This is a genomic window from Actinoplanes sp. NPDC049265 (assembly GCF_043197135.1).
GTDB lineage: Bacteria > Actinomycetota > Actinomycetes > Mycobacteriales > Micromonosporaceae > Actinoplanes.
Window position 1 is genome coordinate 13012 of the sequence record NZ_JBICSP010000013.1, and the last position, 26813, is coordinate 39824.

The 26813-nt window shown below is 68.9% G+C and carries 26 protein-coding genes; 15 read left to right on the top strand and 11 right to left on the bottom strand.

The annotated features are described in order from the left end of the window. Positions 1–59: 59 nt before the first annotated feature. From ACGFIO_RS27845 to ACGFIO_RS27855, 3 genes are all read right to left on the bottom strand, one after another. Positions 60–1535: an FAD-dependent oxidoreductase gene (locus ACGFIO_RS27845; RefSeq protein WP_392830028.1), complete on the bottom strand. Its 1476-nt coding sequence runs from the start codon at positions 1533–1535 to the stop codon at positions 60–62. 67 nt (positions 1536–1602) lie between these two features. Continuing rightward, positions 1603–2388 carry an ABC transporter permease gene (locus tag ACGFIO_RS27850; RefSeq protein WP_392830029.1) on the bottom strand — a complete coding sequence of 262 codons (786 nt, stop codon included), beginning with the start codon at positions 2386–2388 and terminating at the stop codon, positions 1603–1605. After that, on the bottom strand, positions 2385–3356 hold the full coding sequence (locus tag ACGFIO_RS27855) for an ATP-binding cassette domain-containing protein (protein WP_392830030.1): 972 nt from the start codon (positions 3354–3356) through the stop codon (positions 2385–2387). Before ACGFIO_RS27855 ends, ACGFIO_RS27850 begins: the two co-directional genes overlap by 4 nt. Before the next feature lie 112 nt (positions 3357–3468). Here ACGFIO_RS27855 and ACGFIO_RS27860 point away from each other — a divergent pair, with 112 nt between their 5' ends. Next, a complete protein-coding gene (locus ACGFIO_RS27860) occupies positions 3469–4188 on the top strand; it encodes a TetR/AcrR family transcriptional regulator (RefSeq protein WP_392830032.1) in 720 nt (239 codons plus the stop codon). Between the two features lie 61 nt (positions 4189–4249). Here ACGFIO_RS27860 and ACGFIO_RS27865 read toward each other — a convergent pair whose 3' ends face one another. Continuing rightward, the gene (locus tag ACGFIO_RS27865; protein ID WP_392830033.1) at positions 4250–5191 is read right to left on the bottom strand and encodes a methyltransferase; all 942 of its coding nucleotides are present in this window, start codon (positions 5189–5191) and stop codon (positions 4250–4252) included. Positions 5192–5304: 113 nt separating this feature from the next. Beyond that, complete coding sequence (locus ACGFIO_RS27870) at positions 5305–6246, bottom strand: aromatase/cyclase (RefSeq protein WP_392830034.1); 942 nt, start codon at positions 6244–6246, stop codon at positions 5305–5307. A 213-nt stretch (positions 6247–6459) separates the two neighbouring features. On the opposite strand from ACGFIO_RS27870, the gene ACGFIO_RS27875 reads away from it, so the two are divergent. The 3 genes from ACGFIO_RS27875 to ACGFIO_RS27885 all read left to right on the top strand — a co-directional run bounded on the left by ACGFIO_RS27875 (position 6460) and on the right by ACGFIO_RS27885 (position 9199). Next, positions 6460–7131 carry a TcmI family type II polyketide cyclase gene (locus ACGFIO_RS27875; protein ID WP_392830035.1) on the top strand — a complete coding sequence of 224 codons (672 nt, stop codon included), beginning with the start codon at positions 6460–6462 and terminating at the stop codon, positions 7129–7131. Positions 7132–7133: 2 nt separating this feature from the next. After that, positions 7134–8339, top strand: a complete 1206-nt coding sequence (locus ACGFIO_RS27880; protein ID WP_392830036.1) for a cytochrome P450 — start codon at positions 7134–7136, stop codon at positions 8337–8339. A gap of 98 nt (positions 8340–8437) precedes the next feature. Beyond that, positions 8438–9199 (top strand): SDR family NAD(P)-dependent oxidoreductase, encoded by a 762-nt coding sequence (locus ACGFIO_RS27885; RefSeq protein WP_392830037.1) that lies wholly within the window; start codon positions 8438–8440, stop codon positions 9197–9199. 24 nt (positions 9200–9223) lie between these two features. Here the strand turns inward: ACGFIO_RS27885 and ACGFIO_RS27890 are convergent, their stop codons facing one another. After that, positions 9224–9439: a hypothetical protein gene (locus ACGFIO_RS27890; protein ID WP_392830038.1), complete on the bottom strand. Its 216-nt coding sequence runs from the start codon at positions 9437–9439 to the stop codon at positions 9224–9226. 168 nt (positions 9440–9607) lie between these two features. Between ACGFIO_RS27890 and ACGFIO_RS27895 the strand changes: the two genes are divergently transcribed. The 5 genes from ACGFIO_RS27895 to ACGFIO_RS27915 all read left to right on the top strand — a co-directional run bounded on the left by ACGFIO_RS27895 (position 9608) and on the right by ACGFIO_RS27915 (position 16199). Then, on the top strand, positions 9608–10621 hold the full coding sequence (locus ACGFIO_RS27895) for an acyltransferase domain-containing protein (protein WP_392830040.1): 1014 nt from the start codon (positions 9608–9610) through the stop codon (positions 10619–10621). A gap of 591 nt (positions 10622–11212) precedes the next feature. Continuing rightward, complete coding sequence (locus tag ACGFIO_RS27900) at positions 11213–12301, top strand: polyprenyl synthetase family protein (protein WP_392830042.1); 1089 nt, start codon at positions 11213–11215, stop codon at positions 12299–12301. Then, positions 12298–13839 (top strand): prenyltransferase/squalene oxidase repeat-containing protein, encoded by a 1542-nt coding sequence (locus tag ACGFIO_RS27905; RefSeq protein ID WP_392830044.1) that lies wholly within the window; start codon positions 12298–12300, stop codon positions 13837–13839. The genes ACGFIO_RS27900 and ACGFIO_RS27905 overlap by 4 nt, the downstream gene beginning before the upstream one ends. After that, a complete protein-coding gene (locus tag ACGFIO_RS27910) occupies positions 13836–14786 on the top strand; it encodes a hypothetical protein (RefSeq protein WP_392830046.1) in 951 nt (316 codons plus the stop codon). Before ACGFIO_RS27905 ends, ACGFIO_RS27910 begins: the two co-directional genes overlap by 4 nt. Positions 14787–14828: 42 nt before the next feature. After that, the gene (locus ACGFIO_RS27915) at positions 14829–16199 is read left to right on the top strand and encodes a cytochrome P450 (protein WP_392830048.1); all 1371 of its coding nucleotides are present in this window, start codon (positions 14829–14831) and stop codon (positions 16197–16199) included. A gap of 35 nt (positions 16200–16234) precedes the next feature. Here ACGFIO_RS27915 and ACGFIO_RS27920 read toward each other — a convergent pair whose 3' ends face one another. Together ACGFIO_RS27920 and ACGFIO_RS27925 are read right to left on the bottom strand one after the other, a co-directional pair. Next, the gene (locus ACGFIO_RS27920) at positions 16235–17119 is read right to left on the bottom strand and encodes a LuxR C-terminal-related transcriptional regulator (protein WP_392830050.1); all 885 of its coding nucleotides are present in this window, start codon (positions 17117–17119) and stop codon (positions 16235–16237) included. Positions 17120–17487: 368 nt separating this feature from the next. Continuing rightward, positions 17488–17781 carry a transcriptional regulator gene (locus ACGFIO_RS27925; RefSeq protein ID WP_392830051.1) on the bottom strand — a complete coding sequence of 98 codons (294 nt, stop codon included), beginning with the start codon at positions 17779–17781 and terminating at the stop codon, positions 17488–17490. Between the two features lie 111 nt (positions 17782–17892). Here ACGFIO_RS27925 and ACGFIO_RS27930 point away from each other — a divergent pair, with 111 nt between their 5' ends. Genes ACGFIO_RS27930 through ACGFIO_RS27945 form a run of 4 tightly spaced genes read left to right on the top strand, consistent with a single transcriptional unit; the run spans position 17893 to position 20391 of the window. Then, entirely contained in the window at positions 17893–18573 is a 681-nt protein-coding gene (locus ACGFIO_RS27930) for a hypothetical protein (protein WP_392830053.1), read from the top strand. Then, entirely contained in the window at positions 18570–18935 is a 366-nt protein-coding gene (locus ACGFIO_RS27935; RefSeq protein ID WP_392830055.1) for a hypothetical protein, read from the top strand. The genes ACGFIO_RS27930 and ACGFIO_RS27935 overlap by 4 nt, the downstream gene beginning before the upstream one ends. Next, positions 18932–19765: a hypothetical protein gene (locus ACGFIO_RS27940; protein WP_392830057.1), complete on the top strand. Its 834-nt coding sequence runs from the start codon at positions 18932–18934 to the stop codon at positions 19763–19765. The genes ACGFIO_RS27935 and ACGFIO_RS27940 overlap by 4 nt, the downstream gene beginning before the upstream one ends. A 5-nt stretch (positions 19766–19770) precedes the next feature. Continuing rightward, positions 19771–20391 carry a hypothetical protein gene (locus ACGFIO_RS27945; RefSeq protein WP_392830059.1) on the top strand — a complete coding sequence of 207 codons (621 nt, stop codon included), beginning with the start codon at positions 19771–19773 and terminating at the stop codon, positions 20389–20391. A gap of 105 nt (positions 20392–20496) precedes the next feature. Here the strand turns inward: ACGFIO_RS27945 and ACGFIO_RS27950 are convergent, their stop codons facing one another. From ACGFIO_RS27950 to ACGFIO_RS27960, 3 genes are all read right to left on the bottom strand, one after another. Then, positions 20497–20829, bottom strand: a complete 333-nt coding sequence (locus ACGFIO_RS27950) for a hypothetical protein (protein WP_392830061.1) — start codon at positions 20827–20829, stop codon at positions 20497–20499. A gap of 157 nt (positions 20830–20986) precedes the next feature. Continuing rightward, complete coding sequence (locus tag ACGFIO_RS27955; RefSeq protein ID WP_392830062.1) at positions 20987–22579, bottom strand: hypothetical protein; 1593 nt, start codon at positions 22577–22579, stop codon at positions 20987–20989. Positions 22580–22791: 212 nt separating this feature from the next. Then, positions 22792–23763 (bottom strand): hypothetical protein, encoded by a 972-nt coding sequence (locus ACGFIO_RS27960; protein ID WP_392830064.1) that lies wholly within the window; start codon positions 23761–23763, stop codon positions 22792–22794. A gap of 574 nt (positions 23764–24337) precedes the next feature. Between ACGFIO_RS27960 and ACGFIO_RS27965 the strand changes: the two genes are divergently transcribed. After that, positions 24338–25033: a hypothetical protein gene (locus ACGFIO_RS27965; RefSeq protein WP_392830066.1), complete on the top strand. Its 696-nt coding sequence runs from the start codon at positions 24338–24340 to the stop codon at positions 25031–25033. A 174-nt stretch (positions 25034–25207) separates the two neighbouring features. After that, positions 25208–26638, top strand: a complete 1431-nt coding sequence (locus tag ACGFIO_RS27970; RefSeq protein ID WP_392830068.1) for an alpha/beta hydrolase — start codon at positions 25208–25210, stop codon at positions 26636–26638. The last annotated feature ends 175 nt before the right edge of the window (positions 26639–26813 follow it).

Below are 26813 nucleotides of genomic sequence, written 5' to 3' on the forward strand. Positions count from 1 at the left end.
GCGGCCGGCACCGGCGTTACCGGTGCCGGCCGCGAGACCGAGATCGAGGTGGGGGAAGGTCAGACTCCCTGGCCGAGGTCGCTCGGAACCGGCCGGCACAGAATCCGGTCACGAGCCTCACGCAGTTGTTGCTCGCTGGAAGGGGCGGCCGCCGTGGTCACCGTCCGCCAGCCGACGAACCCGTCGGGCCGGATCAGCACGGCGCCGTCCTCCTTGATGCCGGCGGCCGTGGCCCATCCCTCGACCGCGTGGGCGGTGATGCCGAGCTTCCGCGCGGCATCGAGCCAATGGTCGGCGGCGGTCCCGGTGAGGAGGGTGAAACCATTCACGAGGTCGATGGTGGATCTTCCGTCCCGGAGCCAGATGTGCGGCAGACGGCTGCCGGGAGACCCGTCGAGGACAAGATTCTCCATGTCCGGCAACGGCTCGGGGTCGATCACCGCGGCGGAGTCGTACCGGTAGCCGACGACCGGGATCATGATGCCCGCCATGCCGACGGCCGCACGGTCAGCGGCCAGAGCGGGGTCGTTGTTCCAGTGAAGATTGTGGTTCTCCGAACGGATCACGCTCTGCTTCATGCTGAAAATCGCGACCGGCCGGCGCTCCGCCTCGTAGGTGTCGAGCAGTGCGTCGCCCCCGGTGGCCAGCTTCCAGGCCAGGTTGTGGCCGTCAGCGATGCCCATGTTGAGCCCGAAACCCCCCACCGGGGGCACCGCGTGCGCCGCGTCCCCGACGAGGAAGAACTTGTCTTTCCGGAACACGTCAGCCACGTGTGCCGTCGGCGACCACGGCAGCTGACTGATGATCTCCGGCTCGGCGTCCGTCACGCCGGTGGCGTCCCTGATCTGCTGCTTGATCTGCTCGGCGGGAGACTTCGGATCGCCGTTGGGAATGTGGAAGATCCAGCGGCCGTGCTCGTCGACCCGGTACAGGATTCCGGACGCCCGTTCGTTGCGCAGGAACGTCATGGAAAGCGGCGGGGCCGGCAGGTCGGCACGGAACAACACGTTGAGCATGTGCGACCGGCCGATCGCGCCCGGGCCGGTGACGCCGATGCCGAGCAGCGCCCGGACCTTGCTCCGGATGCCGTCGGCGCCGATCACGTAGTCGCCCGGGACGACCCGGCCGTCCGCGGTCGTAACGCTGCCGTCCTCGGCCACGGCGACGACCTCGCTGTCGAAGTCCACGCGGCCACCGAGGCCGCGCAGCAGCGTCACCGCGGCCCGGTCGACCAGGTCCTGCGGACAACTACCGAGCTTCGCCGGACCGATCTCCGGACGCTCGAACTTGTTCGTGACGGCGGTGAGTGCGTCCAGGCTCGGCCCGGACATCAGGCCGCGGGCGAATTCCGCGGTGTTCAGCTCGAAGCCGGCTTCACGGAGAATCTCCGCCGACCGGTCGGTGAGTCCGAACGCTCTCGGATGGTCGTTGACCTCGCCCCGGCGTTCCAGAACGTGGACCGAGACTCCCTGACGGGCCAGGAAAACCGCGGTGCACAGCCCGACGGTGCCGCCCCCGACAATAGTGACACGCATGACATCCCTCTCTTCGGTTGGATCCGGCCCGGTCTGATTCGTGTGTCGCAGGCGACCGGAAACGGGTCTACAGACCCGCTCGTGCGAAGCGCCGCGCCGAGAGCGGCACGAAGATCACCAGCAGCAGCCCCGCCCACAGCAGGCTCGCGGTGACCGGATGGATCAGGGGCCAGGCGGCGCCCGGGTCGGTGGAGACCGGATTGCCGAACAAGGTCCGGGTCGCCGTGGCCAGCGCGCTGAGCGGGTTCCACTCGCAGATCGCCCGCAGCCAGCCCGGCATCCTGTCGGTGGGCACGAAGGCGTTGGACACCATGGTCAGCGGCAGGGTCAGCGGCGCGAGAGCGGCCGCCGTGGTCGCGTTGCGGATCGTCAGTCCGAGAAAGGTGCCCACCCATGCCAGCGTGTAGCGGAAGAGCAGCAGGAGACCGATGGCGAGCAGCGCGTTCCGCACGCCGTTGTGCGCCCGCCAGCCGACGATCAACCCGGTCAGCATCATGACCGTCAGCCCGTACGCGCCGATGAAGGCCTCGGCTCCGCTCTGCCCGAGCGGCATGGCCACTCGGTTGGTCGGCAGGGAGCGCAGGCGGTCCATCGCCCCGCGGGCCTGATCCATGGCGACATCCACCATGGCCGAGGACAACGCGGTCCCGCTGCCCAGCACGAACAGCCCGGGCATCATGAACTCGCGATAGTCGCCGGAGCCGGTGAGACCGATCGAACTGCCGAACACGTAACCGAACAACAACACGAACACTGTCGGCATCACCATGATGGTGATCAGAGTTCCGGGCTCGTGCCGCACCCGCAGCAGATTCCTCTGGGTCAAGACCCAGCCGTCGGCGACGAGGTTCACGCCACCACCTCGAGTTCACCGGCGGGCTGCGCCGGGCTGACGGGCTTGCCGGTCACGGCGAGGAAGACGTCGTCGAGACTGGGCTCCCGGATACCGGCATCGCGGACCAGCGCGCCGGCCGCGTCGAGTTCCCGCACGATCTGCGGCAGGGTCGGCACCGGATGCACCGCGGCGACCACGATGTGCGATCCGTCGGCCTCCGGCGGGCGACCGGTCAGCCGCTCGAGCACCTCCATGGCGTTCGCCACGTGGTGGTCGGACTGCACCACGACGTCGATGTGGCTGCCGATCTGCGATTTGAGTTGAGCCGGACTGCCCTCGGCGACGAGATGACCGTGATCGATCACGCCGACCGAGGCCGCCAACTGGTCCACCTCCTCCAGGTATTGGGTGGTGAGCAGGACCGTGGTGCCGTCGGCGACGAGCTGGCGCACGGTGTCCCAGATGGCCATCCGGCTCCGCACGTCGAGACCGGTGGTGGGCTCGTCGAGGAACAGCACCGCGGGGGCCCGGAGCAGGCTCGCGACCAGGTCGAGGCGGCGCCGCATGCCGCCGGAATAGGTGGAGGTCAGCCGGTCGCCGGCCGCCGCGAGATCAAACCGCTCCAGCAGCTCGTCCGCGCGTCGCCGGGCCCCCCGCACACCCAGCCGCGACAAGCGGCCGAGGATCCGCAGGTTTTCCCGGCCGGTCAGCTTCTCGTCGAGCGTGGTGTCCTGACCGGTCAGCCCGATCACCTTCCGGACCTCGCCCGGGGCATGAGCGACGTCGATGCCGGCGATCACCGCCTTGCCCGAGGTGGGCCTGGTCAGCGTGCTCAGGATGCGAACGGTCGTGCTCTTGCCGGCGCCGTTCGGACCGAGCAGGCCGTAGACCATGTTCGGCGGAATCGCCAGGTCGAGCCCCCTCAGCGCCTCGACATCCCCGAACCGCTTCCGCAGGTCTTGCGTGTAGACGATGGCTTCTTCCATGCCCTCTCTCCCGGACCGAGTACGGTGTACGCGGTTACAAGGTAACTACCGAGTACGGTGTACGCAACTGGTGGACACACGCGCGCCGACGAGCGCGCGTACCCTTGTAGCCGTGCCGGACCCAAAACCGATTGTCTGGATGCGACCGGAAAAGCCGACGCGTGGCCCGGCGCCCTCGCACAGCCGTGGTGAGATCGCCAGGACGGCGATCACCATCGCGGACGCCGAAGGACTGGAAGCCGCCTCGATGCGCACCATCGCGAGGAAGCTCGGTGCCGGCGCGATGACCCTGTACCGCTACCTCCCCACCAAAGAAGATCTTTGGGCGGTGATGATCGACGAAGCGACCGCCTTCGAGCCACAGGAACCGACCGGCGACCTCCGCACCGATCTGAGCACCCTGGCCCGCCGCCGACGAAAGGTCTTCCTACGCCATCCTTGGCTGGCCCCACTCCTCGCCACTCGCCCGATCATCGGCCCCAACTTCCTGCGGAGCATGGAACGTGACCTCGCCGTCCTGGGCGCCTGCGGCCTGACCATCGAAGACTCGACCGACGTGATGAACCTGATCTACTCGTGGGTCAGCGGCGCCGTCCAGGCCGAGCTGACCGATCGGGCCAACTCGGAACAGTCCGGTCTCGACCGGCACGGTTGGCGGATGCGCATGAAGCCCTACCTCGTTTCCCTCCTCGCGACCGGCGACTTCCCGTATCTGGCCAAGATGACCGAGGCCACGGAGATCGCCGAGGCCGGCGAGCAGTTCGAGACCGGCCTGGTGATCATCCTGAGTGGCATCGAGGCCCGGTACTCGAGCGCCATCGACAAGGGTTGATCACGCGCGGCCGGTGACACACGACATGGGCTCAGGGCGAGCGACCGCCCGGCACGGCTGCTCAACGAGGTGCCCGCAGTTCCACGATCGACATGCGGCCGGCCGGCAGGACCGAGGTGATACGCAGACCCGTGGGAGCGGCCAGGTCGCCCAGTTCCTCGAGCGTGTGCTGCCGGCCGCCGAAATAGCACAGCATGCGTAGGTCGCCCGCTGTCAGGGTGCTCTGATCGTTGAAGTAGTCCACGACGAAAACGCTTCCGGTCCCGGACGCGGCGTCGGCGCATCGACGTACGATCCGGGCGGCCGCCTCGTCATTCCAGTTGTGCAGGATGCTGGACAGCAGATAGCCGTCAGCGCCCGCCGGGAGCTCGTCGAAGAAGCTGCCGGCCACGACGTCGGCCCGATGGTCGAGCCCGGCGGCGGCGATCGCTTTGGCGGCTCGGCGCGCGGGCCCGGGAAGATCGACGACAGTTCCCCGAAGATCGGGGTTGTTGTGGAGAATCGCCATCAACATGCTGCCGTCCCCGCCCCCGACATCGACGAGATGACGAAGCCGGCCCCAGGTGTATCCGGCGGCCACGGCCGGCGCATGCGCCGCCAGCCGGGCGCCCATCTGCGCGTCGAACGACTCGGCCCGCTCGTCGTTGGCCGACAGATCGTCCCAGAAAGCCAAGCCGTACTGCTGAGCGAAGGCGGGCTCGCCGGTGCGGACAGTGTGCAGCAGATGGACGAGGGAGAGCTCGGCATGACCGATCGCCCCCTCGACGTCGAGCACCGACCGCATGTCGTCGGGATGCCCGTCACACAGGTATCGGCCCATGTCGGTCAGGTCGTAGACCCCGGTCGCCGCGCTCGACAACACTCCGGCGACGACGAGGTGATCCAGGAGCCGTCGCAGAACGTCCCGGTCGGCCCCCGCCACCTCGGCGAGCGCCTCGGTCGTCCGCAGGCCGGCGACGATGTGGTCGGCGAGCCGCAGCGTCGCCGCCACGCGGATCGCCATAGGAGTCACCAGGTCGGCCGCTGCCCATATCGCCCCGCCTCTGGCGGGTTCCCTCTCGGCCATTGCTCCTCCTCATTGACGATTGATCTGGCGGGTACGGGTGAGCCGCCGCCTCAGAAGCCGGCCCGCTCTTCCGCGAACGCCTTGGCGAGAGTCAGGTTGCTCATGCTGTTGCCGCTCAGGAGGCGCCGCAGGAATCGGCGGGCGTGGCCGATCGTCGTTCCCGCTCCGAGCAGTGACAGCGCCGACGGCTTGATCGTGCTGGTGTGCCGGGCTTCGGCGACGACGCCTTCGGGCACCTCGGTGAACTTCCAGTGGCCGGTGTGCGCGTTCAGCATGGCCGGCAGGGAGATCTGCTTGTAGACGATCAGCTTCGGCGGCAGGCAGACGCGCACCGATCGCACGGTGTGTGTACTGCCGTCCGGGCCCTTCGTGTCCATGTCGAAGAACTGGATGTTCGGTACCTCCTCGCTCATGGTCAGTCCCACCACGTGCGGGATGCGCTCAGGCCACAGGTCGGCCCGGTAGAGGTAGTCGTAGGCATCCTCGATGGAGCCGGCGATGAACAACGGGTCGGTGAACGACACCACCAGCTCGCCGAGCTCTGTGAGCCGGGAGGTCGTGTCACGCAGAGTTTCGAGTTGTTCCCGGCTGTCCTTCGTGATCTGCTCCAGGAGCGGACCGAGATCGGCCTCCGCCGGCCCTTCGATGTGGTGACGGAGCTCGACCTCGGTGCGATCCGGAGCCAGCTCGTTGAAGACCCATTCGGCGCGGATCCCGGTGGCGGGTGACTCCGCGTCCATCTGGGTGAGCGTGATGCGGTGTCCCGGCCGGTCGGCGCGGCGCACCGCCTGCCAGGTACGGACCTCGCTGTCGCTGACCAGCGACCAGTACTGGATCAGATCGCCCTTCTCGTTGGTGTGGAGCACCTCCGCGTGCACGGCGGACGGGTGGTACTGCGGCCAGCGTCCGACGTCGGCGACGAGGTCGAACGCCGTGTCACGGGCGACGTCGACCGTCACGCGAGACTCGGTCTTCTGGTGGTTGTCCGGCACGGCGAGACACCTCACAAGCGTCGTAGAACCCGGAGTGGTCGGGCTCGACGATGTCCGTCACCGCTCGACCTGCGTTCGAGGACTCTTCGAGTTGACCAGGCGTCGATTCGGCGTCTAAGGCAACGGCGCACGCTCGCGACGTCCCCGAAACGAGCCCTGCGAGGGTCCGTGACGCGGCAGGACAGTCAGCCCGCCTACCGTGAGGAGAGGCATATGCCGAGCATTGTCACTGTCGGCAAGTTCGATAGTGATGGCGTCGCCGACGTTACCAAGATCCTTCAGGAGTTCGACCAGAAGGCCGCCACCGAGCTGCCCCAGCTACGCCGGCGGCAGGTCTTCGTCTACTCCGACGTCTACGTCCACATGCAGGACTGGGATGTCACGGATTACGCCGAGGCCTGTCGGGTGGCGACCACCGATCCGCGCTGCGCTCAGCTGAATGAGAGCCTCTCGGTCTACTTCGGCGATCATGCCGGGACGGAGGACTGGGACGGCCCGATCGACCAGCCGGCGGCCGAGCGCTTCTACCTGTGGCCCGCCGAGCATCTGGAGAACCTGGAGAAGACGTACAGCGCGGTGATCGTGAACACCCAACGGCAGGAGCACAACTCCGAGGTGGCACGGCTGTTCGCCGAATCGGATGCGACTGACATCCCGGTGACCATGGGGACGCTGCGCCGTCAGCTGTATCTCTGGCGCGGCATCTACCTGCACATCCAGGACTTCGCGGAGCCCGACCCGGTCAAGGTGATCAGTGCGGTGTGGACCGAGGGGGATCCTCGTTTCCTCCAACTCGTCGACGACCTCACGCAGCTCATCCCGCCGTACGACCCGGCAGGCAATTCGTTGGCCACTCGTTTCTACTACTGGGCTGCAGAGGTGTGAGAATGACCGAACTACCGACCCACCCCATCCGGCGGAAACTTCCGGACGAGCTCCCTCCCGAGTACGAGACGCTGCGCGAGCGCGGGATCGGCCGGGTGACGCTGCCCACCGGAAAGCTGGCCTGGATGGTGGTGCGACCCGAGTACGCCCGGTTCGTCCTCTCCGATCCGCGGTTCAGCTCGGACAAGATGAGCGACGACTTCCCGAAAATGACGCCGAACTCGTTGAACAAGCTGAAGTACTGCGCGCCCTTCATGATCAACCTGGACGGGCCGGAGCACGTGGAACAGAAGAAGCCGGTCATCGCCGAATTCTCTCCGGCCGGACTCGCCCGGCTGCTGCCGAAGCTGCGCGAAGCGGTGAGTGAGCGAGTCGACGAGTACCTGGCCCGGACCGACAAGCCGGTCGACCTGGTCATGGAACTGGCGTACCCCATCGCCTGGCGCCTTCAGGAGATCTTCCTCGGTGTCCCCAAGGCCGAACAGAAGAAGATGCGTGACAACGTGTGGCACCTGCTGATGCAGACCGCCACCGAGGAAGAGGAGAGGGCGTCAGCCGCGCGTCTGAACCAGCACGCGGAGGAGGTGCTGAGGGAGAAGGCGAAGAATCTCGGCGACGACCTGATGAGTCGCCTGATCCAGCGTGAGCTCGACGAACACGGCGAGGTCGACTGGTTCAAGCTCTCCCCCCTGATGCTGTCGAACGCCCAGGGCATCCACAACTCGACGTCCACGATGCTCGCGCTGGGCGTACTCACCCTGCTGTCCCACCCGGAGGAGCGGGCGACCCTGCTCGCCCACCCGGATCGCCTCCGAGTGGCGATCGACGAGATGCTCCGCTTCTACTCGGTGAACGACGGAACGCCCATGCGGCTCGCCACCGAGGACGTACGGATCGGCGACACCCTGGTCAAGGCCGGTGACGGCGTGGTCGTTCCGACGCTGCCCGTCAACCGCGATCCGGCGGTGTGCCCGTATCCCAACCACCTCGACCTCATGCGGGAGAAGACGACCAGGCACCTGACCTTCGGTCACGGGCCGCACCAGTGCCCGGCGAACCGCCTGGTGCCGGAGCTGATGGAGATCTTCTTCACGACGCTGTTCGAGAGGGCTCCCACGCTCGCCCTGGCGGTGCCGGAGTCGGAACTGAAATACAAGTACCACTCGATCCAGGCCTTCGGTCCGGCCGAGATGCCGCTCACCTGGTGAAGATCGCCGGTCTCCGCGCTCCGGTCGCGGAGACCGGCACCAGCCGCCGACGCCCGGCGGACACGACGACTCCCCTACATCGAGGAGGACGCGACACCGTGAGCGACAGCATCCGGCTTGCGGCCACGCCGGACGCCGAGGAACGCACAGCCCTGGTCATCGGCGCGTCCGGAGGACTCGGCACCGCCGTCGCGCGGGTACTCGACCGCCGTGGTTACCGTCTGGCCCTGCACTGCACCACCGGCACGGACCGGGCCCACAAGCTCGCCGCCGAACTGCGCCGGCCCAGTGCCGTCGTGCAGGCGGACGTCGCCGACTGGGCCGCCACGCAGGACATGATGGCTCGGGTGCGTGCGGAACTGGGTGGCATCAGCGTGCTCGTCAACGCCGGCGCGGTGCGTCACGACGGCTTCATGGCGACCCAGGCCGTCGATGACTGGACGCGTACCATCGCCGTCAATCTCCTTGGCACCTTCCATACCTGCCGCGCCGCGCTACCGGACATGATGCGCGCTCGCTGGGGCCGGATCATCAACGTCGTCTCGCCCGCCGGCCTCATCGGCAGCCGGGGTCAGACGGCGTATTCCGCGGCCAAGGCCGGGGTGCTGGGCATGACTCGGAGCCTGGCCCTCGAGTGCGGTCGTTTCCAGATCACGGTCAACGCGCTGTCGCCCGGACTGATGGCCACCGCGATGACCGAGAACATGCCGAGCGGGAACCGTGACGCACTCATGGGCCGGACCGCGTTCAACCGCATGGGCACTCCGGACGAGGTAGCCCAGGGCATCGCGCTTCTGCTGGACGCCGAGTACATGACCGGACAGGTACTGTCCATCGATGGCGGCATGTCGATCTCGTGATCGCCGTCCCGGGAGGCCAGACCGTCACCAGGACCGGTCCGGGGAATTGATCCGCTCCACGAGTGCCGCCCATTCCCTCCGCTCGGCCCGGGACAGCGGACGTTCGGCGTCGCTGTGCCCGGGCTGCCTCCGCAGCCAGTACTCCATCAGTTCGCCCGACACAGCGCCGGGAATGAACACCGACCACGCCAACATGTCCACGGTGTAGCGCGGCAGCCGGCGCCACAGAGTCCTCAACACGAATGCCCGTCGCGTACGGCGGGAAGCCCTTTCGCCTCTGCGCATGTCTCTCTTCCCAGGTGATCCCTCGACCGCTCATCGATCGATCCACGACATCTCCGGCCGACGATGCAGTAACGGCGTCGAGCCCTGCTAGAGCACCGCTGACCGCAATCTCCGGGAGTGCTCGTGACGAATCGCAGAACAGTGCTGTTGTTGCCCGGCCAAGGCGCGCAACGCGAGCGGATGGGCGCCGAGTTGTACGGCCGGCAGCCGGCGTTCACCACGTACGCCGACAGCTTGTTCCGGTCGTTGGACTCCGACGGCGACAAACTGGCCGCCGAGTGGCAGCGCCCTGCCCCCAATCCGGCCCTGGACGACGTCGGCGTCGCCCAGTCGTTGCTGCTCGTCGTCGGATACGCCCTGGGCCAGGCGGTGCACGCCGTGACCGGTGGACCGGACATCCTGCTCGGACACAGCGCAGGAGAACTGGCGGCCGCCTGCCTGGCCGGCGTCTTCCCGCCGGAAGATCTCCTGCCGTTGCTCGCCGCGCGCTCCCGGACTCTGCACACCGACGGCCGCGGTGGAATGCTGGCGGTCGCCGCGGCGCCCGACGAGCTGCCCGAGCCGTTCGAGCCCGGTATCGCCCTCGCAGCGATCAACGGGCCACGCCACTGCATCCTGGCCGGCCCCGAACCAGCGCTGGGGAGGACGTCGGCGGCGCTCAGTTCGGCCGGTTTCGCTCTTCGCCACCTGCGCTCCAGCCATGCCTTTCACAGCCCGGTCATGCGGCCGACCGCCGCGCGGTTCCGCGGCGAGTTGGGAGAGGTGCGGCTGAGACCACCGCACTCAACGCTGATCTCCAGTCGGACGACCGCGCCGGTCACCCCGTCCCAGGCGACCGACCCTTCCTTCTGGGCCGACCAGCTGCTCCTGCCGGTCCTCTTCTGGCCGGCGCTCAAATCGCTGCTCGACCAGCAGGGCCATCAACCCGGCCTGATCCTCCTCGACGGCAGTGCGGATCGCAGCTTGAGCGCCGCTGCCCGCCGTCACCCAGCGGTTCGGTCCGGCCGCAGCCTGGTCGTGCCGCTGCTGGCTCCGGCCGAGCCGGCGGCGGACGACACCGACCTCACGGCATGGACGGCCGCCGCCGAACTGTTGGCCGGAGGAGACCCGTCCCTCCGCCGCACCGCTCAGACTTGATACTCGAGGGCGTCAATGCTTCGGGAGTCGACGGCTGGCGGCTGGGGTGTGGTCAGCCACACCCCAGAACACGCGTGCGCGACCAGCTGAGCGCCGGGCGAAACCGGACCCGCGTCCGCAGAGCGCGGGTCAGCCACTCGTGATGTCGATCGTATCGACATATCCGCGGAACTGACCGCTGGCCGCCGGTTGGTCGTATCCGACATGGATCTGATCGATGGTTGGCGTACATGTCGACCAGCCGCACGTTTCGCCGGCCGATCGCCGGTGGCGTCCGCGGCGAAGAACGGCTGAAGGTCGTGCGAGAACGCGTCACTCGCAGTGATTCCGTTCCCTGCCGTTCCCGGGCGCTCGTCCGGCCACCCCGCCGATGCCGGGTCGATGCCGGTGACCCTGTTTTGTATTGACGTGCATCTCCACCTGACGAAACGGTCGACGATCGCATTACCAGCCGTCAACACTCGTGGCTTCGATGTGGATATCCGTGGCGTTGAAGCAGGGTCCCGGACGGCGATATCTTTCGCCATAGCTGATTCCCCCGATGTGCCACGGTGACTATCGAGCAGCCGAAGGAAGGGAATTCCGGAATAGATGACCACCACCGAAAACCCCCCGATCGACGGCAGCCGTGTCTCTCCCGACGTGGTGCGGAAAAGTGTCGACGACACCCTGCGCGAGTTTTTCGAAGCGAAGGCCGCGCTCGCCTCCGGCACCTCCCTGGCCGGTGTCACCGCCATCCTGCGGGACTACGTCCTGTCCGGGGGCAAACGGCTGCGGCCGCTGCTCTGCTACTGCGGTTGGGTGGCGGCGGGTGGCACTCCGGGCGACCCGGTGATCCTGCGGGCAGCCGCGTCGCTGGAGCTGTTCCACGCGTTCGCGCTCATCCACGACGACATCATGGACGGGTCCGACGAGCGCCGCGGACGGCCGACCCTGCACCGGCTGCTCGAGGCGGGCCGCGCGACCGGCGACCCGGAGCGTGACCGCCGGTTCGGTGTCGACAGCGCCATCCTCGTCGGTGACCTGGCCATGGTGTGGTCCGACGAACTGCTGCACGGCTGCGGCGCGCCGCCCCGGGTGCTGAGTGCGGTGCGTCCACTCCTCGACGCTATGCGTACCGAGCTGATGTTCGGCCAGTACGAGGATCTGTCCACCACCGGCACCGGGAACCCCGACCTGGCCACCGCGCTGTCGATCGCCATTTACAAGAGCGGGAAGTACACGGTGGAGCGGCCGCTGCACATCGGCGCGACCCTGGCCGGCGCGGAGCCCGCGCTTCTCGACGCCTTCACGGCCTTTGGCGTGCCGGTCGGCGAGGCGTTCCAGTTGCGCGACGACCTGCTCGGCATCTTCGGCGACCCGGCGCGGACCGGCAAGTCGGCCCTGGCGGACCTGCGCGACGGCAAGGGCACCGCTCTGCTGGCGATCGCTCTGCGTACCGCCGGCCCGGACCAGCGGCGGGTGCTCGCCGCGCAGGTCGGCAACCCGCGGTTGACCGAGGACGGCGCCCGGCATGTCCGGGTCGTGCTCGAGGAGACCAGGGCGGTCCACGCCGTTGAGGACATGATCGAGGAACGGCGCGGGCGAGGGCTTGCCGCCCTGGACCGGGTGGATATCCGCGCCGAGGCGCGGGCCGCCCTGCGCGACCTGGCGATCGCGGCGACCGCGAGGACGGCATGAGCGCCCCGCAGGTCTTCACCACGCTGACCGCGGACGAGCTTCTGCGGGAGGCGGAAGCGGACGAGTGGGCTTGGATCAGCTCCTCGGTGTACGAGTGCGGCCGGGTCGTCTCCGACGCGCCCTGGCTCGACGGGCACGCCGAGCGCCTGCGCTTCGTGCTGACCGAGCAGGCCGGCGACGGCGGTTGGGGTCTCCCCGGCTTCCGCCTGGTGACCAGCCTCAGCGCGACCGAGGCTCTGCTCACCGCCTATCACCGATGGGCCGCGGTCGACCGCGTCGTGCCGCGGGCCGAGCTGCGGCGCGCGGCCGCGAGCGCGCTGGTGTCGCTGCGGCGCACGCTGGCGGAGGCGACCGGGCCGTTGCCCGACCTGGTGGCGATCGAGTTGCTGGTGCCGCGGCTGGTCGAGGTGATCAACGAGCGGCTGCGGCGGCTGGCCGAGGAGGGCGACAGCTTCGGCGACGAGCCGCTGCGCGTACCGGCGCACACGCTTTCCTCGGCGCTCGCTCAGCTCCGGGGCGCGACCGCGGCAGGTCGGCCCGTGCCGCCGAAGTTGTGGTACAGCTGGGAGATCGTCGGCTCGGGCCGCCCGCAGGACCCAGCCGTCGCGCCGGTCGCCGGCAGTGTCGGGTGCTCCCCGGCGGCCACGGTGGCCTGGCTGGGCGCCCGTCCGCCGGCCGGACACCGGTCGCTACGCTACCTCGACGCGGTCCAGCGGCGTACCGGTGGGCTGTTCCCGATCGGTGCGCCCATGCCGCACTTCGAGCGGTCCTGGATCCTCAACCTGTTCCACACCCACGGCGTCCCGCACCAGGCATCCCCGGCGATGCTCGACGGCCTCGAGGCCGCACTGGGCCCCGACGGAGCGCCGGGCGGTGACGGCCTGCCGGTCGACGCGGACGACACGGCCGCGGTCCTCTACGCGCTGGACGCCCACGGCCGGGACCCGGACGTGACGATCCTGCTGCGGTACTTCGACGGCGACAAGTTCTTCACCTATCCCGAGGAGCGGACCAGCTCGCCGACGACGAACGCCCACGCCTTGGACGCGCTGGGCCACTGGACGAGCCGACGCCCGGCCCAGTCCCGGAAGTACGCACCGGTGCTGCACAAGACCCGGGACTGGCTGATCGGGGCGCAGAACGCGGACGGCAGCTGGGCCGACAAGTGGCACGGTTCGCCGTTCTATGCCACCGCGACCTGCGTGCAGGCGCTGGCCGGGTACGGCGGGTCAGCGGCGCGACCGGCGGTGGAACGGGCCGTGGCCTGGGTGCTCGACCAGCGACAGGGCGACCGCTGGGGACTCGGCGGCGGCACTGTGGAGGAGACCGCGTACGCGGCGTGGATCCTCCACCTGAGCGCCGCGTCCGAACGCCCTGAATTGGTGGACTCGCTGGCCGCGGCCCGTCGCGGGATCCGCGAGGGGATTGCCGACCGGCCCCCGGCGATGTGGTTCGCCAAGGACGTTTACGCGCCCGTCCGAATCATCCGCGCCACCTGTCTGGCCGTGGCCCACCGGCTGCGGAGGACCCGTTCGTGACCACCGAGACCCTGCTGGTGCCGTGCCCTTTCCCGGATCGGTCGCACCCCGGCGGCAGCGCCGCGGCGGAGTACGCGCGCGCGGTCGGCGCCGAGGTCGGACTGACCGGCGTGGCCGGCGCGACGGTGCTGAACGGCATCGCGCTGGGCGAGGCCGCGGCGCTGATCCATCCGGACACCGACCAGGACAGGCTGCAGGTGGCCACGCTCTGGACCGCCTTCCTGGTGCTCTTCGACGACGCGTGGAGCGACCGGCTGGAGTTCGGCGGGGACTGGCGCCGGCGGGTGATCGAGCAGCACGCGACCGTACGGGAGATCCTCGGTGGCCGGGCGGCGCACGCGGGCGACGACCCGCTGATCCGGCTGCTGGGCCGAATCCTCGCGGACGTGGAGCGCATCGACCCCGGCTTCGACTCGTCGAGGCTGCGCGCCGAGATCGGCCACTACTTGTCCGCGACGCTCTGGGAGCTTGACCTGCGCAGCCGGAGGGAGATTCCCGACCTCGCCACCTACATGGTCATGCGACGCGTGTTCAGCACGATGACGGTGCAGCTCGAGCTGGACTACTTCGTCGACCGGCTGCGGCTCGACGAACAGACGCGTACGCACCCGATCGTCCGCCTCGTGGACGGCGCCGTGGCGGACTACGGCTGCATCGCCAACGACCTCTACTCGCTCGCCGCGGAACGCCGTGCGGGCATCGCGTCGAACATCGTGATCGTCCTGGAGCACGAATACGGATGGGACGAGCCCCAGGCGATGGCCCACGCCCGGCGCATGTGCGAACGCGCCGTACGGATCTACCAGGACGTGTCCTCCAGGGCCGCCGACTTCGGACTGCGGCCGGACGAGGACCTGCGCCGCTACCTCCGCCACTACGAGTCCTTGATGTCGGCCGCGGCTCGCTGGCCCGCACGGTCGGCGCGCTACCGCTCATCGGGTCGGTGACCCGACCTACTCCTTGCCACGTGAATGAAAGGCGGATACCCGGTGTCCATCACCGCACGAGCCAAGCAGCAGAGTAAGCGTCCGCCGCGTGCGCCGGCCTGGCTCCCCTTGATCGGCCACGGCCGGCAACTGTTGCGCCATCGGCTGCGGTTCCTGCGGGAGGCGCGTGCCTACGGCCCGGTAGTCCGGGTGGGTCTGGGCCCGATGGAGACCTACCTCGTCAACGACCACCGGCTGCTGCACCGCATGCTGGTCGCCGAGGCCGCCCAGTTCCCGCGAGGGGTGCACTTCCGCAAGGCGCGTGCGGTGGTGGGCGACGGCCTGGTCACCGCCGACGGCGCGGCGCACCGTCGCCAGCGTCGCCTTGTGTTGCCCGTCTTCAGCCGCAAGCGCATGCACGGATATTCCGACGTGATGCGCCACGCCGCCGTGGAGCGCATCGCCTCGCTGCCCTACGACCGTCCGATCGAGCTCAAGGCCGAGTTCGTCTCGCTGGCCATCACGATCGCCACACGCGCGCTGTTCTCGAGCGACAGGGGCATAGACGCGGTCTCGATCGTCAAACGCACTCTGCCCGTGATAACCCGCGCGGTGAGCATGCGCGCGATGGACCCGACCGGGCTGGTGGAGCACCTTCCGCTGCCGGTGAACCGCCACTTCGACGCGATCATGCAGGAGATGTACGGGTTCATCGACGAGATGATCGCGTCCTACCGGCGGACCGAGCAGACCGGCGTCGACCTGCTCTCGCTGCTGATGCTCTCCACCGACGAGGACACGGGCCGGAGCCTGACCGACCGCGAGGTCCGCGACGAGGTCATCACCATCCTGCTCTCGTCGGCGGAGACCACCGCGCTCGCCATGTCCTGGTGCTGCCACGAGCTGGGCCGGCATCCCGAGGTGTTCGAGGCGGTGCGCGCCGAGGTGGACCGGGTGTTGACGGACGGCGAACCGCCCACCCACGAGCAGCTCGGCGAGCTCGCTCTGACCCGGCGGGTGGTGAAGGAGGCGCTGCGGCTCTACCCGCCGACATCCTTTCTGTCGCGTACCTGCCGGGAGGACGCGGAGCTGGGCGGCTACCACATCCCGGCGGGGAGCACGATCGTCTACTCGCTCTACGCGCAGCACCGCGACCCGCGGCTGTTCACCGACCCGGACACCTTCGACCCCGACCGCTGGCTGCCCGAGCGCTCGGGGGACGCCACCCCGGAGGCGTTCATGCCCTTCGGTGAGGGTGTGCACCGCTGCATCGGCGAACAGTTCGCGTGGGCCGAGGCGATGACCTCGATCGCTTTCATCGCGGCCCACCGCGACCTGCGGCCGGTCAACAGCGACGCGGTACGCCCGACCGGAACCGTCATGCTCGAACCCCACGGCCTGTCGGTCGTCATGCCCCGGAGGCAGCCCGCATGACCACGACCAGCCGGGCGGCCGCCGACGCGAATCGCTCACCGGATCTGACGTCTCGGGAGCCGCTTCTCGGCGAGCTCGACGACTCTGCCAGGTCTCGCTTGCGGCGTCGGGCCCGGTTCATAGAAACGGGACCGGTACGCGAAGGCGACGGCCTCGCCTCGGCTGCGCACGCCAAGCTTGCGCAGGATGCGGGAGACATAGGACCGAACCGTCGCCGTGGTCACCGACATGGCCGACGCGATCTCCTCGGTCGACTCCCCCGCGGCCAGGCGCAACAGCGTCTCCCTTTCGCGCGGCAACAGGCTGCGGGAGATGTCGGTCGGGTCCGGACCGTCGTAGGCGTTCTCGCGGCTCGACAGGTAACCGATCAGCTGGCGGGTGAGCGGGGCGGAGACGAAGGCGTTGCCGGTCTCGGCAGCGCGCAACGCCGGGGGGAGATCGTCGGCGAGCCGGTCGCGCAGCACATATCCGCTGGCACCACTACTCATGCTCTGCCACACCGCCGCGCCGCTCGCACCGATCGCCACCACGACGACCACAGCCTCGGTACGGGAGATCAGGTCGGTCATCGTCGGTTCGCCGCCGGAGAGGAGCGAGCGGGACACCACCAGCACGTCGGGGCGCCGGTGGTCGCAGACGTCGATCGTGTGCCGGACGCTCGCGGTTTCGGCGATGACGACGTACTCCGGATGGCTGCCGATCACCTTCCGAGTGAGACGGAGCCCCAGCGCATCATCGTCGGCAATCACTAATGCGACACCCGGGAAGCGGCGAAGAGATGTCAAGTGGACCCTCCAGTCGAGCGGCCAAGCCCTGACGGATCGGCGGAACTCCGACCGCTTGCTCTGCTTTTCGAAGGTGCTGCATCTCGCGCAAGAAATATCCGAGTACGCTGGACCCGGATGATCAGCCCAACGCACTTCGGCCAGTTAACACGAAGTGTTGTTTCGATGGCAATGCGCACAGTCGGGCAAATGTCCTTGTAATCCGGGGCACTTGCGCAGGCCAAGCGCGATGACCGCCGTTCCGACTCGCACGACAGTTACCCTGATCACCGGGGCTGAACGCGAATTCGGCTAAGACGTATCCGAGTCAAGAACGTTCATCAGCTCATTTGGAGGCGTGGCGCTTAATACTGCAACAGCACTGGACTGGTGCTGTTGCCGGTTCGCTCGGACCGTCGCATTCCGCAGCGCGACGAGTTCCACACTGTCGCTCCGCCAGGCCAACCGAGCCGGCGCCGCGCATGACCCAGCTGAGATCGTCGGTGACCGCAGCACGGCCTTCGTCAGTTGCCGTTGGTGCCGGAGGGCGTCGACGGTGCCGGCCGGCGGAAGAAGCCGACCAATGCCCCGACGGAGTGGTAGGGGTTTGCCACGCTCACCAGCTCCCATCCGTACTGGCTGAGCAGTTCAGCAGCCATCAGGATCGCCGACTGCAACGGGATGCTCAGGTTGCTGTCGGCCAGCACTCCCAAGTGGCGGTACGGGTATCCCCGCAGGTCTGCCTGTCCCTGCAGCAGGGCGAGGGCGCTCACCTCACGCGTCTGTGCGATCTCCTGCGGCGATTGAAACGCTGACATGTCGCCAATCTAGCTGTTGTCCAACACCACCAGGGGCTGCGGCTATGTGCCTGGACAGCTAGCATTCACCCCTCTTGATACCTGTCGTCACCCTGACGAGGAAGAGGTTCGATGCTCAGCATCGCGGGTTCCGCTGCCGTCGACAGGCGACTGGCCGACGAGGTCCGGCAGTACGGTCGCCGGCTCGAAACGACGCTGGCGGGCACTGCGTACGGCCGCCGCGTGGACGGGCTGGACCGCATCACCGCCGCCGACGCCACCGGAACCGTCACCGCGGTCATCGACGTTCACGGCGACATCGTCGACCTGAGCTTGGGCTCCGATTGGTGGCAGACCCTCGGACCCGGTCATACCGGCCCGGCCGTCCTCGACGCGCTGCGCGCCGCCCAGCTCAAGGCAACGCTGGCGGCCGGCATCCTGCACCGCAACGGCAGACCTGCGCCGACGCCCCCAGCGCCGGCAAACGCCGACGCGGAGGAGCCACCGTTCGCCGACCCAGCGGCCGGGTGGGAGACCGCCCAGGCAAAGGTCGACCACGGCTACCAGCTGCTGCACGCCCTCGAACGGATGGCCGAGCTGCGCGACTCCGGGCAACCGCGAACCGTCGCCGGACCGGCCGGGCTGTTCCGCCTCCACCTGGCCGGCTTCACGATCACCGACGCCACCGTGAGCCCTGTCGGCGTGTCCGCCGGCGACGGCGCGGTCCTGGCCCGCGACGCCGAGGCCGCGCTGCGGGAGGCGTCCCGCGAGCAGGATCCCGAGTATTGGGTCACCACGGAGGAGACGCGATGAGCGACGCGGTCTGGAACAGTCCGCAGGCGCTGGAGGCCGGCGCCGACGGCATCCGCGCCGAGGGCAGCAAGTGGTACGGGTTCTCCGACCAGATGGCCGCGGTGGCCGGCGCCATGGCCGAGATGACGCTCGCCCCGACCGCCTTCACCGTGATCGACGCGTCCGGGGTCGGCGCGATGACCGCCGGGGACCAGGGGGCCGCGTACGACCGCACTCAGATGTGGCTCACCAGCCTGTTCACCGAGGCGTCGGCCAAGTTCGAGGAACTCGGAGACGCGCTGAAGAAATGCGCCACGGACTACGAGCGCACCGACGGTAACGTCGCACGGAGCTTCGACGCGATCGCGAAGGGCCTGAAGTGACAGCACCAGGTGGCAGCTCCGAGTACCGGCCCCAATCACTGGCGGCGTTCGAGAACGCGGTCGGCCTGGTCGAACGCGGTATTGAACAGATCCGCGCCGAATGGGGCTATCTGATCGACCGCATCAACGCCTACCTCGACAAGGTCCGCAAGGAGGTCGAGGACAGCAGCCTCTTCGAGATCATGTACGAGGCCGTCTGGGGTGACATCAAGCAGAACGTCGAAACCATCAAGCGGATGGTCGAGACGGCCCGAGCCGCAGTCGACAAGCTGCTCGAACAAGCACAGAAATCGGTCGCCGGCTCGATACCGGTCGCGTCGCTGTTCTCCCGCGCCTACGACCTCGGCGAACGGGTGAACCGGCCGTTGACCGGCATGTACGGCGACATGACCGGATCCGGCGACATCGACTTCTGGCGCGGCCCCGCCAAGATCACCTACGAGAAACGGGTCGGCGACCAGCAGGACGCCGTCACCAACGCCTCGGGCAAGGTCAAAACGCTGGCCACCTACCTCGGCGACGCCGCCACCGCCAACATGACCTACATGGCCAGCCTCGGCGACCGCCTGGCCACCATCCTGAAAACCATCATCACCACCGGCCTCGACATCCTCGCCCTCGAAGCCGGCGCACTGACCCAGGTCATCGCCGCGCTGTCGCACCTGTCCGAACTGATCGGCACCGCCGTCGAGCAGTCCATCGGCTACGTCACCACGCTGGGCACCCGCATCGCGGAAGTCCTCAACCAGATCCTCGCCCTGCAGACCGAGAACTCCGACCTCACCGGACTGACCCCGGACGGACGATGGCCCTCCCCCGTCGCATCATGAAACGCATGACGCACCCTCGGGCCCGCCTGCTCCGGATCACCGCGTTCGGACTTGTGACCGCGATGGCCGCCTGCACCGGGCCCGGCGACACGGCCGGCCCCGGCACCACGCCGTCGGCGCTGCCGTCCGCGGCGTACACCGGGAAATGGTCGAACCTCGACACACCGTGCCCCACCCTGACGCCGGCGACAAAGGCCGAGCTCGACATCACCGGCTCCGGCACGCCCAGCCCCGCCGACACCAGCACCTTCATCGGGCAGAACATCAACTGCTCCTGGGGCGAAGGCGAGGGCGCCTTCGCCGTCTCCGTCCGAATCAACCTCAGGGACGGGCAAATCCCCGCCGACGAACAAACCGCACTGGACTTCCAGGACCAGGTCAACCGGTCGATCGCCGCCGGCGAAGTACTGCATTCGATACGCGACATCGGATTCCAGGACCGGGCCTACCTGACGATCCACAAGGACCAAGCCACCCTCCAGCTCTGGACCCTGTCCAGCAACGCATCGGTGACCATCCACCGCACCGGGCCGCGACTGGAGAAATCCGCCTGGGACAAGGCACTCAGCGACCAGAAGAGCACCCTCGAGAAGGTCGCCACGGAAGTACTGAACCAACTCGGGTAATCACCGGCACGACCACCTTGCACTTCGGCATGGATCCTCGATCACGGCACGACGCGACCACGGATCGGCATCGTCTGACGCGATGGGACAGGTGGGTGTCGCGGTTCAGGCCCGGCAGGCGACGGTGAGGTTCACGAAGCTCGCCTCCGTGTACGCCGACCAGGAGTCGATGCTCTGCTCACCGGTGTTCCAGGTGACCACGCGACCCGAGGACTGCCCGTACGTGCGAGGGACGGCGCCCGGCGTGCGGATCCAGGTGAACTTCGTCGACAGGAAACCGTCGGTGATGATGGCGGAGAACTCCACGGCCTGACCGGACTCGCAGGTCACGGCACCACCGCTGCGGTCCTCGTCGGCGTAGGCCGGACCGGTCAGGGCGACGGTGGCGAGGGCGGCCACCCCGGACGCGACAGCCAGGCGGGTCATGATTTTTCGCATTTAATCCTCCTTGTTGGTGTCCCGATGCTGCCAAAGGAGGGCGGCCAAGATCAATGTGACGTCACTATCAGGGGCTTCGATGAACCAAGCCAGGCCGGCGACGTGGTGCGGGCGAGCGAGACACCCCGTTCGGGTGGTCCTGACCCGGCCGTGGACGCTAGACCATCTCGATGTCCGGGTCGACGTGCGTGCGTCGTACCCGGCCCATCCGGGTGTCCTCCCACTTCTTGGCCTCGCCGGCGCTCTTGGCGATCAGGCCCAGCTCCTGGAAGCCGAGCCCGGCATAGCGGATACCGCTGTTCCCGCTGGCCACGCCGCCCGCGGTCAGCCCCGCGCCGATCATGCCGAGCAGGCCGCCGACCATCTTCGGCACGTTGATCTTGCGGTCGCGGACGCCCTTGACCACCTCGCTGAAGAAGTCACCGCCCGCGTTGCCCCCGGCCAGCAGCGCGGCCGCGACGGCCATCGGCGGGGTGGGCGCCGGCCCGGTGCCGCCGGTCGACCGCTGGTGCTCTTCGAACCTACGCACCGCGTCGATCGCCGTGGCCTGAAGGATCGGCGACGCGGCGGCCACGAACGCGCCGACCGCCTTCGAGATGTCGCCGCTCGGGATCCGGCTGAGGTCGACGTCGCCGTCCTCCCACTTGTAGGCCTCACCGGCGCTCTTGAGCCCCAGCCCGACGGTCTGCACGCCCAGCCCCACATACCGGGTGGCGTCCGAGCCGGCGCCGATACCGGCGGCGGTGACGACCAGCCCCCCGGCCGACAACACACCGCCGAGAAACTTGGGCAGATTGATCGACCCGCTCTGCATCCACTTGACGACCTCGCTGGCCGCATCGCCGATCGCACTGGCGCTGGCCATGCCGGTGCCGCCGGCCACCAGGTTGGGCGCGCCGGCGGCCTTAACGGCCGCGATGTTGATCGGGGGTACGGCCGCGGCCACGCCCGCCCCCACGGCCTTGGCCAGGTCCCCATCCAGCCGCTTGGGCACCGGGAAGGGCTGCCCGATCCCGGTCATGTCGGGAGTCCCGGGCCGTCGGGGCTCGGCGAACATATGGCCGAGGCCGGACATATCTGGTGTTGCGGGCCGCCGGGGCTCGGCGAACAGCCGACCCATACCGCTCATGTCCGGGGTTTCGGGGCGTCGGGGCTCGGCGAACATATGGCCGAGGCCGGACATGTCCGGTGTCGCGGGTCTGCCTGACTCAGCGAAGAGGTGGTTCATTCCGCTCATGTCCGGGGTTTCGGCACGGCGGGGCTCGGCGAACATATGGCCGAGGCCGGACATGTCCGGTGTCGCGGGTCTACGAGGTTCAGCGAAGAGGTGGTTCATTCCGCTCATGTCCGGGGTTTCGGCACGGCGGGGCTCGGCGAACATATGGCCGAGGCCGGACATGTCCGGGGTGGCCGCTCGGGGCGCTGCCGCCGCCGATGGCGGGACGCTCTGCATCGCGGGAGGGGCGCTGTTCGATCGCGGCCGCGGCAGGTCGACCGCCGTCTCCGGGAAGGTGCTCAGGTCCGGCGTGGGCGGAGGAGCGGCCGGCACCGGCGGCGCTTCCTCGGGCCACGCACCGGGCATGCCCCGGCCTTGGCCGTCGATCATGCGGGAGACGGCCGTGTTGCCCGCCTGCCGTTGCAGCGCCAGGATCGCCGCGGCGTGCGGCGAGATCCGTTCGGCTCGAGGCGCGGCCCGCGTCGAGGCCTCCTGGCCCTCGTCCTCGGACCGGGCGTGCTCGTGCCGTGTCACCAGGGCTCCTCGCGTCGGGATCGCGGTGCGCGGCCCGAACGTTAGACCTCCAGAGTGGACCCCAAGCGACTCCCGGGTGAACGGAGTTGGCGACGACCACCTCATCTGCTCCGGTCCCGGACACCGACGCGTACCGCGGCGGCCTTGCCGTGCTGGTCTTGATCGTCCTGACACTGACCGTCATGCTGCGCGGTCGCGTTTCGGCCGGGCGTTCAGTCGTACGGCGGATCCCAGTCGTAATTGCGGGACAGCCCGCGCAGCTCCACTTTCGTCTTGTCCCGGATGACCGTGACGCTTTGTTCCTGGGCATTGGTCACCACCACCGTGTACAGGCCGCGCCCCTTGTTGAGGATCTTCACGATCGCGCCGTCCGGTTGCCGGCGCGGGAAAGCCTGCTTCAGCAGCTCCACCTCCTCCACAGTGAGTTTCCCGCGCTCCAGCTGTCGCAACAGCCCGTGTTCGGTGTCCCTGGGCGGGCCGCCGGCCGCCTTCTGCTTCTCGGCCTCAGCCTCGGCCTTCTCCCAGTCGCGCTCGGCCGCGGTCTGTTCCCGATCCCGCTCCGGTTTTCCGGATCCGTCTCCGCCACCACCACCTCCGGACGCGGTCGACATCAACGCCCCGCCCGCGATGCCGGCCTGGGCCGCGATCTGCGCCGGAACCGTGTTGACAGCCACGACCGCGAGCGCGCCGCCCCGCTGCATCAGCACGACCGGGCCGGCGGCCGGCGGCGCGCCCCCGGAGGGTCCGGACGGACCCAGCTTCCTGGTGAGCAGCAGCAGGACCGCGTCGACGCCGATCTCGGCGATCGCGTCGGCGAACTCCTTTCCGGCCTGCACGAGCTGCTCCTCGGTGGCCGCGGATCGGGCGTCCGCGAAGGCGACGAGGTGCTGCGCGGCGCGGATCAGGCCGGCCCCGACGAAGACCACGCTGAGCGCCAACGCCAGATCCGCGGCCCACCCCACCGGAGTGAGCTGGGAGATCGCGAACACCGCAGCGAACGACAGCAACGCTGCCACCAGCGCTTCCGGCGACAGAACGGCGAGGATCCGCGCGCGGACGGCGGCGGCGATCGGCGCACGCTCGAAAGCCGCGACGAGCCGATCGGCCGGGCTCAGCGCCGCGATCGCCTCTGGGCTCAGCGGTCGCCGTTCCGAGGCGACGACGGGAGCCGGCTGGCGCTGCACCGCTCGTGGCGCGAGCAGGGTCGTGACGGCTTGATTGCCGGCGGCACGTTGCAGACCTCTCAGAAGGCCCGACGCGGGACCGGCGCCGCGCTGAAGCGAGGGGGCCGCCGCCTGGGCTCGGCCTGCGGAGGGAGCCGCCGTACGCCGCCTCGGCGCCGGCTGTGCCTGATCTTCGTGGTACGCCGTCATCTGCGCTCCCAGATCGCGTCCGGTCGGGTCTCAGCAGGGTGCCCATAGTGGCAAGGGACGGGAACGGGTCGTGCGCCTGAGGCGGGCCATGCCGTCAGCAGCGAGACAGGTCATCGCCGCGGTGGCGAAGCCTGACGGTTCAAGTCGCTGTCCACCCGCGCAGCATGACACCCGACGGGTCCTTCGTCCATGCCACACAGGAGCGGCATGGACACCCGGTCATCTCTCGGTTGAACATCCTGGACGACACTCCTGCCTGTCCAATGAGGTCGGTGGATCTGGACTCTGGAGATGTGATGCCTCAGCGGAAGAATCGATGCCGGAAACCACGCGAGGCTCAACGGCACCTTCGTCAGCGTCACCAGGGGCCATGGAAGGCGGATCGATGGATCACGCTCTCATATCGGTCATCGCGGTGGGAGTGCTCGCCACATCGGTCGTTTCGCTGATCGTGTGGAGGATGTACCTCACGGATCGCGGCGTCGAGCAAGAGGTACGCGACTCCCTGACGTACGAGATCCACCGGTGGTGCGCCCGTAGCGGCTGGACACCGGGTGACGAACTCGTGGCCGTCCGGGCCGGCCCGTTCGACCCGCGAAGGCGTAATGGACATCAAGTCATCGCCGCCGCCCACGGCGATGTGGCGCATCGCCCAGCCGTTCTGCTGCTCTGCAAGAGCGATGACGAAGACGGCGCGCCCGCGTACGCCACGGTTGTGCTACGCGTGCACGACACCCTACCTTCGCTGGAAATCCGCCCACGTTATGTTCAAGCCAAGTGGCGGAGAGCCCGGAGCTCGACACCAGGCGGCCCGTCCGCCGCCGACGACGCGTTCGACAGACAATTCAAGATCTGGCCGCGAAGCGCATCCGGCGCGGAGAGGCCGCTCACCGGTCCTGCCCGTGTCGCGCTCCTCGAGCTCAAGGAAATGGGATTCTTCAAGGTCCCGTTCGTCGACTTGGAAAACGGCCACCTGCGCGTGCTGGTGTCTCGCTGGCCACCGGCATTGGACCTCGACCGATACATCACCGCGATAACGGACCTGACACAGGCTTTGTCATCGCCCGGCCAACCCCCATGATTCCCTCCGCCGCTCGGATCGGCTCCCTGTTGACCGGCGCGCGGCCGCTGCCCGGTCTGAGCTCACCACCTCGACGGCGACGGACACCGGGCACAGCTCGGGAACTGTGGTCGGCACATCGCGGACGGCGACGAGAAGCCCGATGCGTTGCCGGCGCTCGATACTGTGCGGCACATGTCGATCGCGGCGAAGGCGTGTGCTGCTCTCGGGGTGGTGCTGGTCGCGGCGGGAGCGCTCAGCCTCGGGCATGCTGGGCAGGGTTCGCAATCGCGGTCCGTGCGGGTCGGCGGCGTGCCGGTGGAGGTGGTTCAACCCAGCGGCGGCGGGCAGCGGCTGCCGGTCGTTGTGGTCGTGCACGGGTACGCCGGGTCGGGGCGGCTCATGCGGCCGTTCGCCGACACTCTCGCGCGGCAGGGCTATGTCGTTGCCCTACCTGACCTCGCAGGGCACGCCGGAAACGTCCGGCCGCTCACCGGGGATGACGAGATCGACCGGGAACTGGCCGCTGTTGTCGGCTACGTCCGCGGCCTGCCCGAGGTCGATCCGTCGAAGGTGGCGTTGCTCGGCCATTCGATGGGAGCGGCCGCCGTGGTCCGTGCGGGGGCGGCCGATCAGCGGGTCGCCGCCACTGTGGCGATCTCGCTGGGCGACAGCACGGCGGCGGCGGTGCGCCCCGGGCCACGGCATCTGCTCCTGCTCCTTGGCGCGCTGGAGCCGAAGGGCATGCACGACGCCTCGCGGCTGGCACTGACCGGTGAAGGCGATCGGATGGTGGCGGTGCCGTTCGTCGAACACGTCGGGGTCCTCTACGCCGATCGTACCCATCGGGAGGCCGCCCACTGGCTCGAGGATGCTTTGCCGCATCGGCCCCAGCAGCCGGTGACAGCACCCCAGGGCCGGGTGGCCGGCGCCGGGCTGATCCTGCTCGGCCTGCTGCTGCTGATCCTCGCGGTGCTGGGTCGCCGGCCGCCCGTGGCGCCCTGGCCGGCACCGCCTCCGAGCGAGCGATGGTGGTGGATCGCCGGCGCGGCCCTGGTCGCCCCGGTCGCGGGTCTGGTCGGTGGCGTGCTGGGATCCTGGGCCCTTCCCGCTGCCGACTCCGGCTACCTCATCGGATACTCGGCCTCGGCCGGGACCATGTTGGTGATCGGGGCAGTTGTGCTGCGCAAACGCGCCGGGCAGCGGGTCCGGTGGCCGAGGCCGGCGTGGCCGCCGGCGGCGCTCGCCGTCGCCGGCACCACGGCGGTGCTCGTGCCGATCGAGCTCGGCGTCACCACGATCGTGCCGCACGGGCTGCACTGGCTGCTCATCGGGCTACTCGTCGGGGCCACCGCTCTCCTGCTCGGCGGGGCGCACGCCGTCGCCGGTCCGCCGTACAGCGCAGCAGTCCTGGCTGTGGTCTGTCTTCCGGTGCCGGTGGCCGCCCTCGTCGGCCTCGCCCCCGGTTTTCTCGCGCTCGTCGCACCACTGATCGCGGGGCTTGTCGTGCTTCATCTGATGATCGCCGGTCTGGCGTGGCGTCGCGGGATGCCCTGGTGGCAGACCTGCTTGGCCGGAGCGCTGATGGTCGGCTGGCCCGTAGCCGCCGTGCTGCCGATCACCTGACGCCTACCGTCCACTCACGTCGACGGTGTCCGTCGAGTCGGCGTGCAGGCGCCAGAGCCGTTCGGCCACGGCATCGGGCTCGTGTCGCTGACCAGTCCCGATCACTCCCTTGACGACGAGATGAGCCACCCGCGGCGAGGTGCCGATCAGCGTCTCGGCAACGAGCTCGGCGTAC